General features: G+C 64.2%; 13 protein-coding genes and 3 tRNA genes. 12 read left to right on the top strand and 4 right to left on the bottom strand.

Annotated elements, in window-relative coordinates; genetic code table 11:
• Positions 1 to 2,332, bottom strand: a 2,332-nt coding sequence (locus ACTRWG_RS08665; RefSeq protein WP_462829222.1) for an ATP-dependent helicase, incomplete at its 3' end; no start/stop codon positions are given.
• A gap of 227 nt (positions 2,333 to 2,559) precedes the next feature.
• Here ACTRWG_RS08665 and ACTRWG_RS08660 point away from each other — a divergent pair.
• Together ACTRWG_RS08660 and ACTRWG_RS08655 are read left to right on the top strand one after the other, a co-directional pair.
• Positions 2,560 to 4,362 (top strand): sensor domain-containing diguanylate cyclase, encoded by a 1,803-nt coding sequence (locus ACTRWG_RS08660; protein ID WP_462829221.1) that lies wholly within the window; start codon positions 2,560 to 2,562, stop codon positions 4,360 to 4,362.
• 78 nt (positions 4,363 to 4,440) lie between these two features.
• Complete coding sequence (locus ACTRWG_RS08655; RefSeq protein WP_027236993.1) at positions 4,441 to 5,592, top strand: alpha-hydroxy acid oxidase; 1,152 nt, start codon at positions 4,441 to 4,443, stop codon at positions 5,590 to 5,592.
• Positions 5,593 to 5,610: 18 nt separating this feature from the next.
• Here ACTRWG_RS08655 and ACTRWG_RS08650 read toward each other — a convergent pair whose 3' ends face one another.
• Positions 5,611 to 6,048: a BLUF domain-containing protein gene (locus tag ACTRWG_RS08650; protein WP_036797467.1), complete on the bottom strand. Its 438-nt coding sequence runs from the start codon at positions 6,046 to 6,048 to the stop codon at positions 5,611 to 5,613.
• A 408-nt stretch (positions 6,049 to 6,456) separates the two neighbouring features.
• On the opposite strand from ACTRWG_RS08650, the gene ACTRWG_RS08645 reads away from it, so the two are divergent.
• Positions 6,457 to 9,900 carry a pyruvate carboxylase gene (locus tag ACTRWG_RS08645; protein ID WP_027236992.1) on the top strand — a complete coding sequence of 1,148 codons (3,444 nt, stop codon included), beginning with the start codon at positions 6,457 to 6,459 and terminating at the stop codon, positions 9,898 to 9,900.
• Positions 9,901 to 10,099: 199 nt separating this feature from the next.
• On the opposite strand, the gene ACTRWG_RS08640 is transcribed toward ACTRWG_RS08645, so the two are convergent.
• The gene (locus ACTRWG_RS08640) at positions 10,100 to 10,285 is read right to left on the bottom strand and encodes a hypothetical protein (RefSeq protein WP_036797465.1); all 186 of its coding nucleotides are present in this window, start codon (positions 10,283 to 10,285) and stop codon (positions 10,100 to 10,102) included.
• 156 nt (positions 10,286 to 10,441) lie between these two features.
• On the opposite strand from ACTRWG_RS08640, the gene ACTRWG_RS08635 reads away from it, so the two are divergent.
• The 7 genes from ACTRWG_RS08635 (at position 10,442) to ACTRWG_RS08605 (ending at position 14,874) form a co-directional block, all read left to right on the top strand.
• Positions 10,442 to 10,516 (top strand) — tRNA-Gly (locus tag ACTRWG_RS08635).
• 144 nt (positions 10,517 to 10,660) lie between these two features.
• Positions 10,661 to 11,620: a DNA cytosine methyltransferase gene (locus ACTRWG_RS08630; RefSeq protein ID WP_027236990.1), complete on the top strand. Its 960-nt coding sequence runs from the start codon at positions 10,661 to 10,663 to the stop codon at positions 11,618 to 11,620.
• Positions 11,621 to 11,683: 63 nt separating this feature from the next.
• Positions 11,684 to 12,586, top strand: a complete 903-nt coding sequence (locus ACTRWG_RS08625) for a NaeI family type II restriction endonuclease (protein ID WP_027236989.1) — start codon at positions 11,684 to 11,686, stop codon at positions 12,584 to 12,586.
• Positions 12,571 to 12,984 (top strand): very short patch repair endonuclease, encoded by a 414-nt coding sequence (locus ACTRWG_RS08620; protein ID WP_027236988.1) that lies wholly within the window; start codon positions 12,571 to 12,573, stop codon positions 12,982 to 12,984. The genes ACTRWG_RS08625 and ACTRWG_RS08620 overlap by 16 nt, the downstream gene beginning before the upstream one ends.
• A gap of 90 nt (positions 12,985 to 13,074) precedes the next feature.
• A tRNA-Gly gene (locus tag ACTRWG_RS08615) sits at positions 13,075 to 13,149 on the top strand.
• A 144-nt stretch (positions 13,150 to 13,293) separates the two neighbouring features.
• Positions 13,294 to 13,368, top strand: a tRNA-Gly gene (locus ACTRWG_RS08610).
• 153 nt (positions 13,369 to 13,521) lie between these two features.
• A complete protein-coding gene (locus tag ACTRWG_RS08605; RefSeq protein ID WP_027236987.1) occupies positions 13,522 to 14,874 on the top strand; it encodes an aminotransferase in 1,353 nt (450 codons plus the stop codon).
• A 74-nt stretch (positions 14,875 to 14,948) separates the two neighbouring features.
• Here ACTRWG_RS08605 and ACTRWG_RS08600 read toward each other — a convergent pair whose 3' ends face one another.
• On the bottom strand, positions 14,949 to 15,188 hold the full coding sequence (locus ACTRWG_RS08600) for an Lrp/AsnC family transcriptional regulator (protein WP_027236986.1): 240 nt from the start codon (positions 15,186 to 15,188) through the stop codon (positions 14,949 to 14,951).
• A 203-nt stretch (positions 15,189 to 15,391) separates the two neighbouring features.
• Here ACTRWG_RS08600 and hisB point away from each other — a divergent pair, with 203 nt between their 5' ends.
• Positions 15,392 to 15,979 (top strand): imidazoleglycerol-phosphate dehydratase HisB, encoded by a 588-nt coding sequence (gene hisB, locus ACTRWG_RS08595; RefSeq protein WP_027236985.1) that lies wholly within the window; start codon positions 15,392 to 15,394, stop codon positions 15,977 to 15,979.
• 1 nt (position 15,980) lies between these two features.
• Positions 15,981 to 16,619: an imidazole glycerol phosphate synthase subunit HisH gene (gene hisH, locus ACTRWG_RS08590; protein WP_027236984.1), complete on the top strand. Its 639-nt coding sequence runs from the start codon at positions 15,981 to 15,983 to the stop codon at positions 16,617 to 16,619.
• Positions 16,620 to 16,676: the final 57 nt, after the last annotated feature.

The following is a 16,676-nucleotide window of genomic DNA, read 5'->3' as shown; positions in this document are numbered from 1 at the left end:
CGACCACTTTCTTGGTGCCCGCCTTTTCGAACTCCACTTCCAGCTTGTCGCCCTCGATGCCGGTGATGGCGCCATAGCCGAATTTCTGGTGGAAAACCCGTTCGCCCAGGGTGAAGCTGGAGGTGGCGGTGAGGTCGATCACCTGGTGCTTGCTTTCCTTGGGCTGCGACAGGCCGCGCTGGCCCGCCCGGGCCTGCATCCGTTTCCAGCCAGGGGAGTTGTAGCCGTCGGCCTGCGCCACCTTTTCGTCGATCGTTGAGCGCACCTGCTCTGCCCCCATGCCGCCGCCGGGCGCTGCCGCGCCGTAGCCGCCGCCGTAGAGGCCCGGCGGGGTCAGCACTTCGACATGCTCCTCCGGCAGCTCATCAATGAACCGCGAGGGCAGCTGCGATTGCCACTGGCCGAACACCCGGCGGTTGCCGGCAAAGGAAATGGTGCAGATCTGCTCGGCGCGGGTGATGCCGACATAGGCAAGGCGGCGTTCCTCCTCCAACCCTTTCAGGCCGCTTTCGTCCATTGAGCGCTGGGACGGGAACAGGCCGTCCTCCCAGCCCGGCAGGAACACGGCAGGAAACTCCAGGCCCTTGGCGGCGTGCAGGGTCATGATCGAGACCTTCTCGTCCGCGTCCTGCTTGTCGTTGTCCATCACCAGGCTGACGTGCTCCAGGAAACCCTGCAGGTTCTCGAAAGACTCCAGCGCCTTCACCAGTTCCTTGAGGTTTTCCAGGCGGCCCGGCGAATCCGGGTTCTTGTCGTTCTGCCACATGGTTGTGTAGCCCGACTCATCCAGGATGATCTCCGCCAGTTCCATATGGGTCGTGTCGGGGTCGCCAGCCAAGCGGCCCCAGCGGGCGATGCCCTCGACCAGCTGGCGCAGGGCGCCGCCGCCCTTGCCCTTGATCTGGCCGCTCTCGACCGCCAGCCGGGCGCCTTCGACCAGCGGCACGCCATTCTCGCGCGCAATGGTCTGAATCGTCTGCTGCGCCTTGTCGCCCAGGCCGCGCTTGGGGGTGTTGACGATGCGCTCGAACGCGAGGTCGTCGTCGGGGGACACAACAACGCGGAAATAGGCCATCGCGTCGCGGATCTCCAACCGCTCATAGAAGCGCGGGCCGCCGATCACCCGGTACGGCAGGCCGATGGTCAGGAAGCGGTCCTCAAACGCGCGCATCTGGTGGGAGGCGCGCACCAGGATGGCCATCTGGTCCAGCCCCAACGGTGCCTGGCCGCGGGTGCCGCGCTGCATCGATTCTATTTCTTCGCCGATCCAGCGCGCCTCTTCCTCGCCGTCCCAATGGCCGATCAGGCGCACCTTTTCGCCGTCGCCGGCATCGGTCCACAGCTCCTTGCCGAGGCGGCCCTGGTTGCCGCGGATCACGCCCGCGGCGGCGGCGAGGATATGGCCGGTGGAGCGGTAGTTCTGCTCCAGCCGGACCACCATGGCGCCGGGAAAATCCTTTTCGAACCGCAGGATGTTGCCCACCTCGGCGCCGCGCCAGCCATAGATCGACTGGTCGTCGTCGCCGACGCAGCAGACGTTCTTGTGCTTGCCCGCCAGCAGCCGCAGCCACAGGTATTGGGCGACGTTGGTATCCTGGTATTCGTCCACCATGATGTAGCGGAACCAGCGCTGGTACTGTTCCAGCACGTCGGGGTGGATCTGGAAAATCGTGACCATGTGCAAGAGCAGGTCGCCGAAATCCACCGCGTTCAGCTCGCGCAGGCGGGTCTGGTACTGGGCATAGAATTCGGTGCCGCGGTTGTTATAGGCGCTGGCGTCGCCTGCGGGCACCTTGTCCGGCGTCAGGGCCCGGTTCTTCCAGTCGTCGATGATACCGGCCAGCATCCGCGCTGGCCAGCGCTTGTCGTCGATGCCCGCAGCCTGGATCAGCTGCTTCAGCAGGCGGATCTGGTCGTCGGTGTCGAGAATGGTGAAGTTTGACTTGAGCCCCGCCAGTTCGGCATGGCGGCGCAGCAGCTTGACGCAGATTGAGTGAAAGGTGCCAAGCCAGGGCATCCCCTCGACCGCCTGGCCCAGCATGCCCGCCACCCGTTCCTTCATTTCGCGCGCGGCCTTGTTGGTAAAGGTTACCGACAGGATCTCATTTGGGCGCGCACGGCCGGTGCTGAGGAGGTGCACGATGCGGGTGGTCAGCGCCTTGGTCTTGCCGGTGCCGGCGCCGGCCAGCATCAGGACCGGTCCGTCCAAGCATTCCACCGCCTCCCGCTGGGCGGGGTTCAGCGTGTCCAGATACGGCATCGGCCGCGCCTGCATGGCGCGGGCCGACAGCGATGCGCCCTCGAAGGCGTCCATTTCGTCGAAACTGCTCATGGCCGCGATCCTAACCTGATTCAAGCCCGGCGGAAAGAGGACGTTCACACTCTGTTCACACGTTTACGGACCGCAGGCAGCCCGCCCGGGAAAGCGCGGATTTGAAACGTTTTCGCCCCATTTTTTCCGCCTTCTGCGCCGCCCCGGACGCCACCTTCACGAAACCGAAAGATCATTGCGCAACCCTTGGGCGAAATACATGGTTTAAATGGTTTAAAGTGATCGGGATGCCAATTCAGCCGTCCGGGCAGCTGCTGCCCCTCCTCAAGACTTATTCGCTGCTGCTGGTGCTGCTGGCGGCAGCCGCGCTGTCGGCCTGGGCGGTCTATGCCGTCCCCGCCCCTGCGGTCGACCGGATGCTGGAGGCTGACCTGCGCAAACAGGCAACGGACTGGCGGCGCCGGATCCTTTTGCATCTGGAGGACGGCGCCGGCAGCTTCTTTACCGGGCAGCTGGACCAGCATGACATCGAATACCTGTCGCTGCTGCCGGCAACCACCGATGCCTACCGGATCAAACTGTTCCAGGCGGACGGGCGCGTTATGTGGTCCACCCGCCCCGCCGACATCGGCACGGTGAACCGCAAACCCTATTTCCAGCAGAAGGTGGCCAAGGGCGCTGTCTATTACGCCCGCGGCACCAAGCCAGTGTCCCAGGTCGATGGTTTCGAAACCCGGGACACCGGCGCCATGGCGGTCAGCCGCGAAGTGGCGGAGATCTATACGCCGGTGCTGAAGGGCGGGCAGTTTGCCGGGGCGATCGAGTTCTATTCGGACATCACCGCGGTGCGCGACACCTTCCTCAGCCGGGTGCGCATTTCGCTGGCGCTGGTGTCTGCCGTGATGGTGGCCGCGATCGGCATCGTGTCCTTGGTTGTCATCAGGACCAACCGGCTGAGCCTGCGCCAGATGCAGCAGCGTGCCGCCAAGGATCAGGAAATCATGGCCAGCCAAATGCAGCTGGCGCGTGAGGTCAAGCTGCTGGGGGAGCTGAACGAATGGCTGCAGTCCTGCCGTTCGCTGGATGAGCTGTTCAAGATGGTGTCTGAGTTCATGAGCCATCTGCTGCCGGATGCCGAGGGCAGCATCTATGTGTTTTCCAACTCGCGCGATGTGCTGGCCGGCTGCGCCAGCTGGAACGGCGGCGGGCTCAAGGACCATATCCGGCCCGATGAATGCTGGGGGCTGCGCCGCGGCCGCACCTATGAATACGGCGCCTCCGAGGTGGAGTTCACCTGCGCCCATGCGGCACCGCATGACGGGCGGCCGTATTTCTGCTTTCCGATCCTTGCCCACGGCGAGACCGTCGGCCTGATGCACCTGCGGGCAATGCCGCCGCGGGCCGGCGATTTTGCCACCTGCAAGCCGCTGGCGCAGATGTGCGCCGAGCAGATCAGCATGGCCATCGCCAATGTGCGGATGCGCGACCAGCTGCACGACCAGTCGGTGCGCGACCCGCTGACCGGGCTGTTCAACCGCCGCCACATGACCGACAGCCTGCGCAAGCACCTGAACAGCGGCGAGTTGAACTGCACGCGCCTGAGTGTGATTGCGGTGGATGTCGACCATTTCAAGAAATTCAACGACAACCACGGCCATGACGCGGGCGACATGGTGCTGCGGGCGGTCAGCACGGTGCTGGAAAAGGCCTGCGACGGCAGCGAGGCCGCCTGCCGCCCCGGCGGCGAGGAGTTCACCCTGATCCTGCCTGGCGCCACCCCCGAAGAGGCGCTGGCCCGGGCCGAACTGCTGCGCCAGGCGGTGGAGGAGATCAGCGTGCGCTATGGCGAGAAGACCCTGCCGCAGATCACCATTTCCGCCGGTGTTGCGCATTACCCGGCCCACGGGCTGTTGCCGCAGGACCTGCTGCGGGCCGCGGATGAGGCGCTTTATGCCGCCAAGGCGAAGGGGCGGAACCAGGTCTGCGCGGCCGCGGCCGGCACCGAGGCCGAACAGGATGCCGCATGGCGCGCGGCAGAACAGGCGGCCTCCGCGTGCCCGCCCGCCGCCGGAGCGAACAAGGCGGGCTGACAGCGGCTGAATGCGGGCGGCTGCGGCAACTGCTTTGCGGGGCTGGACTTTTCTGCATCACGGCTTCCAAATGCGAGGATGGATCTGCATCAGCGTTACCCCGGCCTCGACGATTTGAAACACCGCGCCAAAAACCGGCTGCCGCGGTTTGTGTGGGATTACCTGGACAGCGGCACCGGCGCCGAGCAGGCCCGCGCCCGCAACCGCACGGCGCTGGACCGGATCCGCTTTCTGCCGTCCGTTCTGCACGGCCCGATGGAGCCGGAGCTGAGCACCAGTTTCCTGGGCACCTCCCAGGCCCTGCCCTTCGGCATCGCCCCGGTGGGTATGTCCGGGCTGATCTGGCCGGATGCCGAGGCCGCACTTGCGCGCAGCGCCGCCGCGGCGGGCATTCCGTTTTGCCTGTCCACCGTGGCCAGCCGGTCGCCGGAGGATCTGGCCCCGCATCTGGGGCAGGACGGCTGGTTCCAGCTGTACCCGCCCAAGGACGAGGGCATCCGCGCCGACCTGCTGGCGCGGGCCCGGGATGCGGGTTTCAGAACACTGGTTCTGACGGTGGATGTGCCCGCCGCCTCGCGCCGGGAACGGCAGACCCGCTCCGGCTTGACCCAGCCGCCCCGGCTGACCCCGCGGCTGCTGGCGCAGATTGCGGTGCGGCCCGCCTGGGCGCTGGGAATGGCGCGGCACGGGATGCCGCATATGCGGACGCTGGACAAATATATCTCCGGCGCGCAGGCAAACCTGCCGCCGACCGCCCACGTCGGCTATTTGCTGCGCACCTCGCCTGATTGGGACTATGTGCAATGGCTGCGGCGCAATTGGGACGGCCCTTTCATCGTCAAGGGGGTGATGCGCGCGCGCGATGCCAAGCGGCTGGAAGAGGCCGGCGCCGATGCGGTCTGGATCTCAAATCACGGCGGCCGCCAGTTTGATGGCTGCCCCGCGGCGATAGACGTGCTGCCGGAGATCCGGGAGGCGGTGCGGATACCGCTTATTTTCGACAGCGGCATCGAAGGCGGGCTGGACATTATCCGGGCGCTGGCCCTGGGCGCGGATTTCGTCATGCTGGGCCGCGCCTATCACTATGCGCTGGCAGCACTTGGCGAAAACGGCCCGGCGCATCTGACCGATATTCTGGCCAAGGACATGCAGGCCAACATGAGCCAGCTGGGCGCGCCGGACCTGGCGGCTTTGAAATCCCTGGAGCGGTGGCCGCCTGCGGCAGGATGAACCGTTGCGCGGCGCAGGTCAGGCGGTTTTCTCCAACCGCTCAAACGCGGCCAGGAAGTCGCGCACAACCTGCCGCACGGCGGTTTCGCTGCCGCGGTCGGGACTGTTGATCGGGATCAGGTTCTGCAGCGCAAACACGTGCTTTTGCACCGGCTTGGGCAGCACATGCGGCTCCGAGAAGGCCATCCGCCATTCCGGAAACGCCCGGGCGGGCGCCGCTTCGCTGACCAGCACCCGGATATTGCCGTGCCGCGGGTCTGAGCTGATGCGGTGAAACAGCGCAGCCAATGCCTCCGCCGGGCCTTCGATCACCTGCAGGAACCACCCCATGTGGCCGACCAGCATGCCGGTCACATCAGCGGCGGCGTTGGATTTCTGCGCTTTCTCCACGATCACGGCCAGCTCCTTGCTGGACATGCCGCGCACGGCCTGGCTGACGTATATGATACGGTGCATGATTACTCTCCTTGGCAGCAGCCGGCGCCGGAGCGCGGCTGGTTTTCTGAGGGCAAGCAATTGAACCCAAGTCTGTTTTCAGTCTAACCGGAAGGCACCGGGCTGCGCCTGTGCCGGAAGGTCAGGACCGGGCTCTTTGGTTGCGCCGCGCGGCGCTTTCCTGACCCGAAGTTGAGCGCGCTGGCCGAAAGCGCTCCGCTCCGGCTGCCGCATTGCAGCATGCCGCCGGACCCCTGCCGGCGCAAAGCCCGTTACAAAGCGCAAAAAACCGCCATCCGGGATGTAACAAAAATCCAAAAACAGGCCGCTTGAGAGCGCAATCATGCCGGAAATACCCAGAACTACGGTTGTGCGGATCGCTAATATCCGCCTAACACTGCACCAACTTGCACGGACCCCGAGGGTGAAATGACCGACTTCAAAAAGATCCTGATTGCCAACCGTGGCGAGATCGCGATCCGCGTGATGCGCGCCGCCAACGAGATGGGCAAACGCACCGTCGCCGTCTATGCCGAGGAGGACAAGCTCGGCCTGCACCGGTTCAAGGCGGACGAAGCCTACCGGATCGGCGAAGGCATGGGGCCGGTTGCGGCCTATCTGTCGATCGACGAAATCATCCGCGTCGCCAAGGAATGCGGCGCCGATGCGATCCACCCTGGTTACGGCCTGCTGTCCGAGAACCCGGAATTCGTGGACGCCTGCGCCCGCAACGGCATCACCTTCATCGGCCCCAAGGCAGAAACCATGCGCGCTCTGGGCGACAAGGCCTCGGCCCGCAAGGTGGCGATACAGGCCGGCGTGCCGGTGATTCCGGCGACCGAGGTGCTGGGCGACGACATGGACGCGATCCGCAAGGAAGCGGCTGAGATCGGCTATCCCTTGATGCTGAAAGCCTCCTGGGGCGGCGGCGGCCGCGGCATGCGTCCGATCCACGCCGAAAAGGAGCTGGAAGAGAAGGTGCTGGAAGGCCGCCGCGAGGCGGAAGCCGCGTTCGGCAACGGCGAGGGGTATCTGGAGAAGATGATCACCCGCGCCCGCCACGTCGAGGTGCAGATCCTGGGCGACAAGGACGGCAACATCTATCACCTTTACGAGCGGGACTGCTCGGTCCAGCGCCGCAACCAGAAAGTGGTCGAGCGCGCCCCGGCCCCGTACCTGAGCGAAGAACAGCGCGCCGAGCTGTGCGACCTGGGCCGCAAGATCTGCCAGCATGTGAACTATGAATGCGCGGGCACCGTCGAATTCCTGATGGATATGGAGTCCGGCAACTTCTACTTCATCGAAGTGAACCCGCGGGTGCAGGTGGAGCATACCGTGACCGAAGAGGTCACAGGCATCGACATCGTGCAGGCGCAGATCCTGATCGCTGAGGGCAAATCCATTGCCGAAGCGACCGGCAAGGCATCGCAGGACGATATCCGCCTGAACGGCCACGCGCTGCAGACCCGTGTGACCACCGAAGATCCGCTGAACAACTTCATCCCGGACTATGGCCGCATCACCGCCTACCGTTCGGCCACCGGTATGGGCATCCGCCTGGACGGCGGCACCGCGTATGCGGGCGGCGTGATCACCCGCTATTACGACTCGCTGCTGACCAAGGTGACCGCCTGGGCGCCGACGCCCGAGAAGGCGATTGCCCGCATGGACCGCGCCCTGCGCGAATTCCGGGTGCGCGGCGTGTCGACCAACATCGCGTTTGTCGAAAACCTGCTGAAGCACCCGACCTTCCTGTCGAACGAATACACCACTAAATTCATCGACGAGACACCGGAGCTGTTCCAGTTCAAGAAGCGCCGCGACCGCGGCACCAAGGTGCTGACCTATATCGCGGACATCACCGTGAACGGCCACCCGGAGACCGAAGGCCGTCCGGCGCCCGCCGCCGACCTGAAGGAGCCGCGCGCGCCCCGGGTTGAACCGGGCGAGCTGCCGCACGGCACCCGCAATCTGCTGGAGGAAAAAGGCGCGCAGGCAGTTGCCGACTGGTTGAAGGCGCAGCCGCAACTGCTGCTGACCGACACCACCATGCGCGACGGCCACCAGTCGCTGCTGGCGACCCGGATGCGCTCGATCGACATGATCAAGGTGGCGCCGGCCTATGCGCAGAACCTGAGCCAGCTGTTCTCGGTCGAATGCTGGGGCGGTGCGACCTTTGACGTGGCCTACCGCTTCCTGCAGGAATGCCCCTGGCAGCGCCTGCGCGACCTGCGCGAGGCGATGCCGAACGTGATGACCCAGATGCTGCTGCGCGCTTCCAACGGCGTCGGCTACACCAACTATCCGGACAATGTGGTGCAGGAGTTCGTGCGCCAGGCGGCGGAGACCGGGGTCGACGTGTTCCGCGTCTTCGACTCGCTGAACTGGGTCGAGAACATGCGCGTTGCGATGGACGCGGTGGTCGAAAGCGGCAAGGTCTGCGAAGGCACCATCTGCTATACCGGCGATATCCTGGACCCGAACCGCGCCAAGTACGACCTGAAGTATTACGTCGGCATGGCCAAGGAGCTGGAAGCCGCTGGTGCCCATATCCTGGGCCTGAAGGACATGGCGGGCCTGCTGAAGCCCGCGGCTGCCCGCCAGCTGGTCAAGGCGCTGAAGGAAGAGGTCGGCCTGCCGGTCCACTTCCACACCCACGACACCTCGGGCGTGGCCGGTGCCACCATCCTGGCGGCGGCGGATGCCGGCGTGGATGCGGTGGACGCAGCCATGGACGCCTTCTCCGGCGGCACCTCGCAGCCCTGCCTGGGCTCCATCGTCGAGGCGCTGCGCAACACAGATCGCGACACCGGCATCGACATCGCCAAGGTGCGCGAGATCTCCGGCTACTGGGAACAGGTTCGGGCGCAGTATGCCGCGTTTGAAAGCGGCCTCGCGGCGCCGGCCTCGGAAGTGTACCTGCACGAGATGCCGGGCGGCCAGTTCACCAACCTGAAGGCGCAGGCGCGCTCCTTGGGTCTGGAGGAGAAATGGGCCGATGTGGCGCAGACCTATGCCGATGTGAACCAGATGTTCGGTGACATCGTTAAGGTGACCCCGTCGTCCAAGGTGGTTGGCGACATGGCGCTGATGATGGTGAGCCAGGGCCTGACCCGCGATGAGGTCGAGAACCCGGAAACCGATGTGGCCTTCCCCGACTCGGTGGTCGACATGATGCGCGGCAACCTGGGCCAGCCTCCGGGCGGCTTCCCCGAGGGCATCGTCAGCAAGGTGCTGAAAGGCGAAGCGCCGAACACCGAGCGCCCGGGCAAGCATCTGGAGCCGGTTGACCTGGAAGCGGTCCGCGCAGACCTGTCCAAGCAGCTGGAAGGCTTCAAGGTCGATAACGAGGACCTGAACGGCTACCTGATGTATCCCAAGGTGTTCCTGGATTACATGGGCCGCCACCGCCAGTACGGCCCGGTCCGCACCCTGCCGACCCGCACTTTCTTTTACGGCATGGAGCCGGGCGAGGAGATCACCGCAGAAATCGACCCGGGCAAGACCCTGGAGATCCGTCTGCAGGCGATTTCCGAGACCGATGAGAAAGGCGAAGTGAAGGTCTTCTTTGAACTCAACGGCCAGCCGCGGGTGATCCGGGTGCCGAACCGTCTGGTCAAAGCCTCGACCGAACAGCGCGCCAAGGCGGAAGCGGGCAATGCGAACCACGTCGGCGCGCCGATGCCGGGGGTCGTGGCCTCTGTCGCGGTGCAGCCGGGCCAGCAGGTGCATGAAGGCGATATGCTGCTGACCATCGAAGCGATGAAGATGGAAACCGGCATCCACGCCGAGCGCGATGCGGTTGTGAAGGCCGTGCACGTGCAGGCCGGCGGCCAGATCGACGCCAAGGATCTGCTGGTCGAGCTGGAATAAGCCAGCGCCTGAAATTGAGTGAAGGGCGCCCTGCCGGCTGGCGGGGCGCCCTTTTGCTTTGCGCGGGGAGCAGGAGTTCGGCGCGAATTCCGGCCGGTTTTCCGGCGCAGACACTAGCTCCGCCTGTTGCAAATGGCCCCGAAACCCTCGCAGGATTTTCGGCCGGTTTACCGCGCCGGGAAAACGTCTTGCCCGCCGGTCAGGCGTTGAACGCCGCAGGCTGCGCCAGGCTCACCGTTTCGGACTGCACAGGTCTGGCGCCTTCGGCCTGCCCGGCCCAGCTGTCAGCTTGCGGGGCGCTGATGTGCTGAGCGTTTTGCACCAGCAGTCCCAAGGCAATCGCCGCGCCAAGGCAGGTGATCCGCAGGAAGTCCTTGCAAAGCATACCCTCAATCTCCCTTTGAAAAGCTGGTTGTTGAGGTGTGAAACGCATGGCCTTAGGAATTCCGTCGCGGCCCATTGAATTTTTTTCCGCAGGCACCGTTTTTCCTCTTGCAGCCCGCGGGCGGAGCCCCTATTTCACCGCTCACCGGATGGCAGCGCGGGCGTAGCTCAGGGGTAGAGCATTACCTTGCCAAGGTAAGGGTCGTGAGTTCGAATCTCATCGCCCGCTCCATCGGGAAACGGACAGGCCGCCCTTCGGGGCGGCCTTTCGCTTTTGAGGATTTCCGCATAGTCTGCCCGGGTGCAGAAAACCTTGTGCGGAATCACGATTCCGCTTAGGAACAGAGCAAGAACAGAAACGGGCGGGCAGAGCAGAATGCTGACATCGGTTGAACTATGCGCAGGTGCGGGCGGCCAGGCCCTCGGTCTCGAGGCGGCGGGCTTTGATCACACCGCGCTGGTTGAGATCGACAAGCATTGCTGCGCCACCCTGCGCCACAACCGCCCCGCATGGAACGTGCTGGAAGAAGACGTGCGCAAGTTCAAGGACGTTGCGGGCGATTACAAAGGTATCGACCTGCTGGCAGGCGGTCTGCCCTGCCCGCCGTTTTCCGTCGCTGGCAAGCAGCTGGGCGAGAAGGACGAGCGCAATCTGTTTGATGATGCGATCGAGATCGTCGACGCCACCCGCCCCCGCGCCGTGATGATCGAGAACGTGCGCGGCTTTCTGGATGCAGTTTTCCATGACTACCGCGAGAAGCTGAAGAAGCAGCTGTCAAAGCTGGGGTACGAGACCGACTGGCGCTTGTTGAACGCCTCCGACTTTGGCGTGCCGCAGCTGCGGCCGCGGGTGGCGATTGTGGCCTTGCGCAAGGAGTTTGCCGGCCAGTTCAACTGGCCCGAGCCGCTGCCGCACAACCCGCCGACCGTGGGCGCCACGCTGATCGACCTGATGAAGGAACGCGGCTGGCGCGGGGCGGACGACTGGGCGGCCAAGGCGGATGAGATTGCGCCGACCATCGTCGGCGGCTCCAAGAAACACGGCGGGCCGGATCTGGGCCCGACCCGCGCGCGACGCGCCTGGGCGGCCCTGGGGGTTGAGGGGCGCACCATCGCCAATGAGGCGCCGGACCCGTTCCACAACGACATGCCGCGCCTCACGGTGCGGATGGTTGCGCGCATTCAAGGCTTCCCGGACGCTTGGCATTTCACCGGCGCCAAGACCAACGCCTACCGCCAAGTCGGCAACGCCTTCCCGCCGCCGGTGGCTGAGGCGGTGGCGCGGGAGTTGAAGGCCGCAATTGCCAAACCGGCGCTGCATGCCGTGCGGGCGTAAGCCAATCGTTTTGGAAACAAAGCTGAAGGCAGCGCCCGGCCTGCCGGCCAGGCGGTGTTCAGCATGAAACAGAAGCTTCCCGACAGCCTTGTCCAGCCCGGGCATCCGGATTTCGGCCGCCTCTTTCCGCTGGCGGAAGAAATCACCACCCGTGCGGGCGGGGCTTTGGCACTGGAATACGATGTGCCGCAGATGCTGCGCCAATGCATCGACGATGTGATCATGACGCCCAAGACCGGGCGGCGCGCCTATGAAGAGCTGGAAAAGACCGAAAAGACTTATATCGGCACCCGGGTTGAGATTGAGCTGCGGGCGCTGCTGAAACTGCGCAAGGGGCGGCTGGACACCGAAATCCTGGGCCAGGATGTCGACATCAAGCACACCATGGGCGGCAACTGGATGATTCCGACCGAGGCGGTTGATTGCGCCTGCCTGCTGGTCGCCGCGGATGAAGTGCGGGCGCGCTGCTATCTGGGGCTGATCATCGCCCGGCCGGACTACCTGACAGCCGGACAGAACAAGGATGCCAAGCGCAGCATTTCAGCCGAGGGGTTCCGCCACATTCTGTGGCTGCTGAAGGATCAGCCCTACCCCGCAAATTTCTGGCGCACCGCGGATGAGGCGGCGGTGGAGCAGATCTTTGCGGGAGAGACCGGCAACGAGCGGATGGCGCGGCTGTTCCGGCTGATCCAGGGCTGCCCGGTCCCCCGCGACGTGGTGGAGGCGGTGGCGCAGCAGAAGGACTTCATGCGCCGCATCCGCGCCGACGGCGGCCATGGCACCCGCGATATTCTGGCGCGCGAGCAGATCGTGCTGCTGGAAGGCCAGAAGGATGCCCAGCTGATCAAAGCGCTGGGGCTGCCGCCCTGCCCGCCCAGCGCCTTCATTTCCTGCCGGATCGAAAGCGGCTATCATACGCGCATGGTGGAACAATCCAGGCACCATGTGGAATGGCCGACACCCTGACACCAGAGCGGCGCAGCGCCAATATGGCGAAGATCCGCGCCAAGCACACCAAGCCCGAAATGCTGGTGCGGCGGATGGTGCATGGCATGGGCTACCGCTACCGGCTGCACCGCAAGGACCTGCCGGGCAAGCCCGACCTGGTGTTCGGACCGCGCCGCAAGGTGATTTTTGTGCACGGCTGCTTCTGGCATCTGCATGACTGCCGCGACGGGCGCATTCCGTCCAGCCGCCGCGATTACTGGGAGCCCAAGCTGCGCCGCAATGCCGAACGCGACGCAGAGCAAGAGGCGGCCCTGCTGGCCGCGGGCTGGCAGGTGCTGACGGTCTGGGAATGCGAAACCAAGGACCTTGAAGCCCTGGAAACCCGCCTCGCGGGCTTCCTCAGAACCGGAGAATAGTGATTATCCACAATTACTTGCAGCGTTTTGAAAATTTCTTCTTGCAGCCCGTTTTGGAAAACCCTAAACACCGGCTCACCGAATGGCAGCGCGGGCGTAGCTCAGGGGTAGAGCATTACCTTGCCAAGGTAAGGGTCGTGAGTTCGAATCTCATCGCCCGCTCCATTCGAAAGCCGAAAAGGCCGTCCTTTGGGGCGGCCTTTCGCTTTTTGGCCCGGCGGCAGCGGCGGCATTTTCTTCATGGCCCTGTCATTTTCCGCTTGCAGCCGCCTGCCGGATTTCCTATTCACCGCCTCACCAGATGGCAGCGCGGGCGTAGCTCAGGGGTAGAGCATTACCTTGCCAAGGTAAGGGTCGTGAGTTCGAATCTCATCGCCCGCTCCATCCGGAACCGGACAGGCCGCCCTTCGGGGCGGCCTTTCGCTTTTTCAGCCTTGCCGGTGAAATTTGATCAAATTCCTTTTGACGCGCGTGCCAAAACACGCCAAAGCTTCCCTCAAATGTGCCCCAAGGGCGGTTCACCGGAGGAGTTTGGCCATGGCCCCTGTCATCTATCCCACCACCAATTTCACCGCGACCGAGCAACTGTGCCTGGACCGCGGCGACGGCATCTATGTCTATGACACGGACGGCAACAAATACATCGAAGGGCTGGCGGGCCTGTGGTGCACCTCGCTGGGTTACAGCAACACCGAGGTGATGGATGCGATCACAGAGCAGCTGCACAAACTGCCGTTCACCCACACCTTTGGCGGCAAGACCCACAAGCCGGTCATGGAGCTGGCTGAGAAGCTGAAGGCAATGGTGCCGGTGGAGGATGCCTATATCTTCTTCGGCAACTCCGGCTCGGATGCCAATGACACCCATTACAAGATGCTGCGCTATTACTTCAACGCCATCGGCAAGCCGGAGAAGCGCAAGATCATCACCCGCGAGCGCGGCTATCACGGGGTCACCGTCGCCGCCGGTTCGCTGACCTCCCTGCCCGCGAATCTGGCGCATTTCGACGCGCCGCTGGAGGCGTTGCATATCCTGCGCTCGGACGCGCCGCATTATTACACAGGCCGTCAGGGCAACGAGACCGAGGAGCAGTTTGTCGACCGGATCATCAGCAATCTGGAAGAACAGATCCTGGCCGAAGACCCTGACACCATCGCCGCGATGATCGTGGAGCCGATCACCGGCGCATCGGGCGTGATCGTGCCGCCGGAGGGATATTACGAGAAGCTGCAGGCGCTGCTGCGCAAGCATGGCATCCTGGTTTGGGCCGATGAGGTGATCTGCGGCTTCGGGCGCACCGGGGCCGATTTCGGCTGCACCACCATGGGCATCAAGCCGGATTTGATGACCTTCGCCAAGCAGCTCTCCTCGGCCTATTTCCCGATCTCGGCGTCGGTCATTCCGGGCTGGATGTATGAGGCGATGATTGCGCAGACCAACGAGGTTGGCGTGTTCGGACATGGTTATACCTACTCCGGCCACCCGGCGGCCTGCGCCGCGGCGCTGAAGACGCTGGAGATTTATGAGCGTGACAACTTGTTTGAGCATGCCGCCGAGGTGGGCGCCTATATGCAGGCGCAGCTGCGCGGGATCTTCACCGATCACCCGCTGGTCGGCGAGGTGCGCGGCAAGGGGCTGATTGCGGCGCTGGAGCTGGTGTCGAACAAGACCACCGGCGCAAGCTTTGACAAGGGGGCCGCAGGGGCTGCTGCGCAGAAGGCCTGCCAGGACAACGGGCTGATCCTGCGGGCGGTGGCCGGCAATGCGCTGGCGCTGTGCCCGCCGCTGATCATCACTAAGGCAGAGGTGGACGACATGCTGGCCCGGATGAAAGCCGCCGTCGATACCGCCTATGCAGAACTGCAGGACAAGGGGCTGATTGCCGCCTGATCCTTTACCCCGAAAACAAAAAACGCCCCGCACTGCGGGGCGTTTTACTGTTGGGCGCTTGCGCCCCGGGTCTCTTAGAAGACCTTGTAGGTCATGGTGGTGAGCGAGCGTTCAATCCCCTCGATCTGCAGCAGCTGGTCGTTGATGTATTTGCCCACATCTTCGCCACTGGGAATGTAGAGCTTCATCAAGAGGTCGAAGTTGCCGCTGGTGGAGTAGAGTTCCGAATGGATTTCCCGCAGCGCAATCTCCTCGGCCACCTTGTAGGTGGTGCCGGGCTTGCAGCGGATCTGGACAAAGACGCAGGTGGACATGGTCGGCCCTTTTGAATGGTCACGGATTTGCGCCCAAGCTCGCATGCGGCGCATCCGGGCGCAAGAGACCGGGAAAAGGCCGGGATTGCCGCAACAGATTGCCCCCCATGCACAATGCCGCACTTGAGCCGTGCCCCCTGCCCGCCCTATAAGCGCCCAGGCAGAATTAAAGTTCTGGCAGCATGACGAAGGATAAGCCGCTGATGCGTACCGCCAAAGTGACCCGCAAGACCGCGGAAACCGATATTTCGGTCGAGATCAACCTCGACGGCACCGGGGTTTATGACAACCAGACCGGCGTCGGCTTCTTTGATCACATGCTGGACCAGCTGGCGCGCCATTCGCTGATCGACATGACCATCCGCGCCAAGGGCGATTACCACATCGACGACCACCACACGGTGGAGGACACCGGCATTGCGCTGGGTCAGGCGCTGGTGCAGGCGCTGGGAGACAAGAAGGGCATCCGCCGTTACGGCGAGTGCCATCTGCCGATGGATGACGCCCAGGTGCGCTGCGCGCTGGATCTTTCGGCGCGCCCCTTCCTGATCTGGAATGTGGAGCTGCCCACCCAGAAGATCGGCGCATTCGACACCGAACTGGTGCGCGAGTTCTTCCAGGCGCTCAGCACCCATGGCGGCATTACCCTGCACATTGACCAGCTGCACGGGTTCAACAGCCACCATATTGCCGAAGCGGCGTTCAAAGCAGTGGCCCGCGCGCTGCGGCTGGCGGTGGAGACCGATCCGCGCAAGGCGGATGCGATTCCGTCCACCAAAGGTGCGCTCTGACATGCTGACCGCGATTATCGATTACGAATCCGGCAACCTGCACTCCGCTGAAAAGGCGTTCCAGCGCATGGCGCGGGAGATGGATGCGGGAGAGGTTGTGGTGACGTCTGACGCCGATGTTGTGGCACGCGCCGACCGGCTGGTGCTGCCGGGCGACGGCGCCTTTCCGGCCTGCGCGGCAGAACTGCGCGGCCACAAGGGCATTTATGATGCTATGGTCGAAGCGGTGGAGCAGAAGGGCCGGCCCTTCCTGGGAATCTGCGTCGGCATGCAGCTGATGGCGACCACCGGGCACGAGTATCAGGACACTCCGGGCCTGGGCTGGATCGGCGGCGATGTGGTGAAAATCACGCCCGCCGACCCGGCCCTGAAGGTGCCGCACATGGGGTGGAACGACCTGGTGATCGACCATGCGCACCCGGTGTTTGACGGGATTGAAAGCGGCGATCACGTGTATTTCGTGCATTCCTACCACTTCCGAGTGGCCAGCCCGGCGGAGCGGCTGGCGCATGTGGATTATGCCGGCGACGTGACCGCAGTGATCGGCCGGGACACGATGGTCGGCATGCAGTTCCACCCGGAGAAAAGCCAGGCCACCGGATTGCGGATGATCGGCAATTTCCTGACCTGGAAACCCTAAGGGGACGGCGCTGGCGCGCCGTGGCCTCCGGCGGGAGTACTTTGGGAAAGATGAAAG

This window comes from Leisingera sp. G5_S3_59_S7, from assembly GCF_054968485.1.
This window is presented reverse-complemented; position numbering and strand designations above follow the sequence as displayed.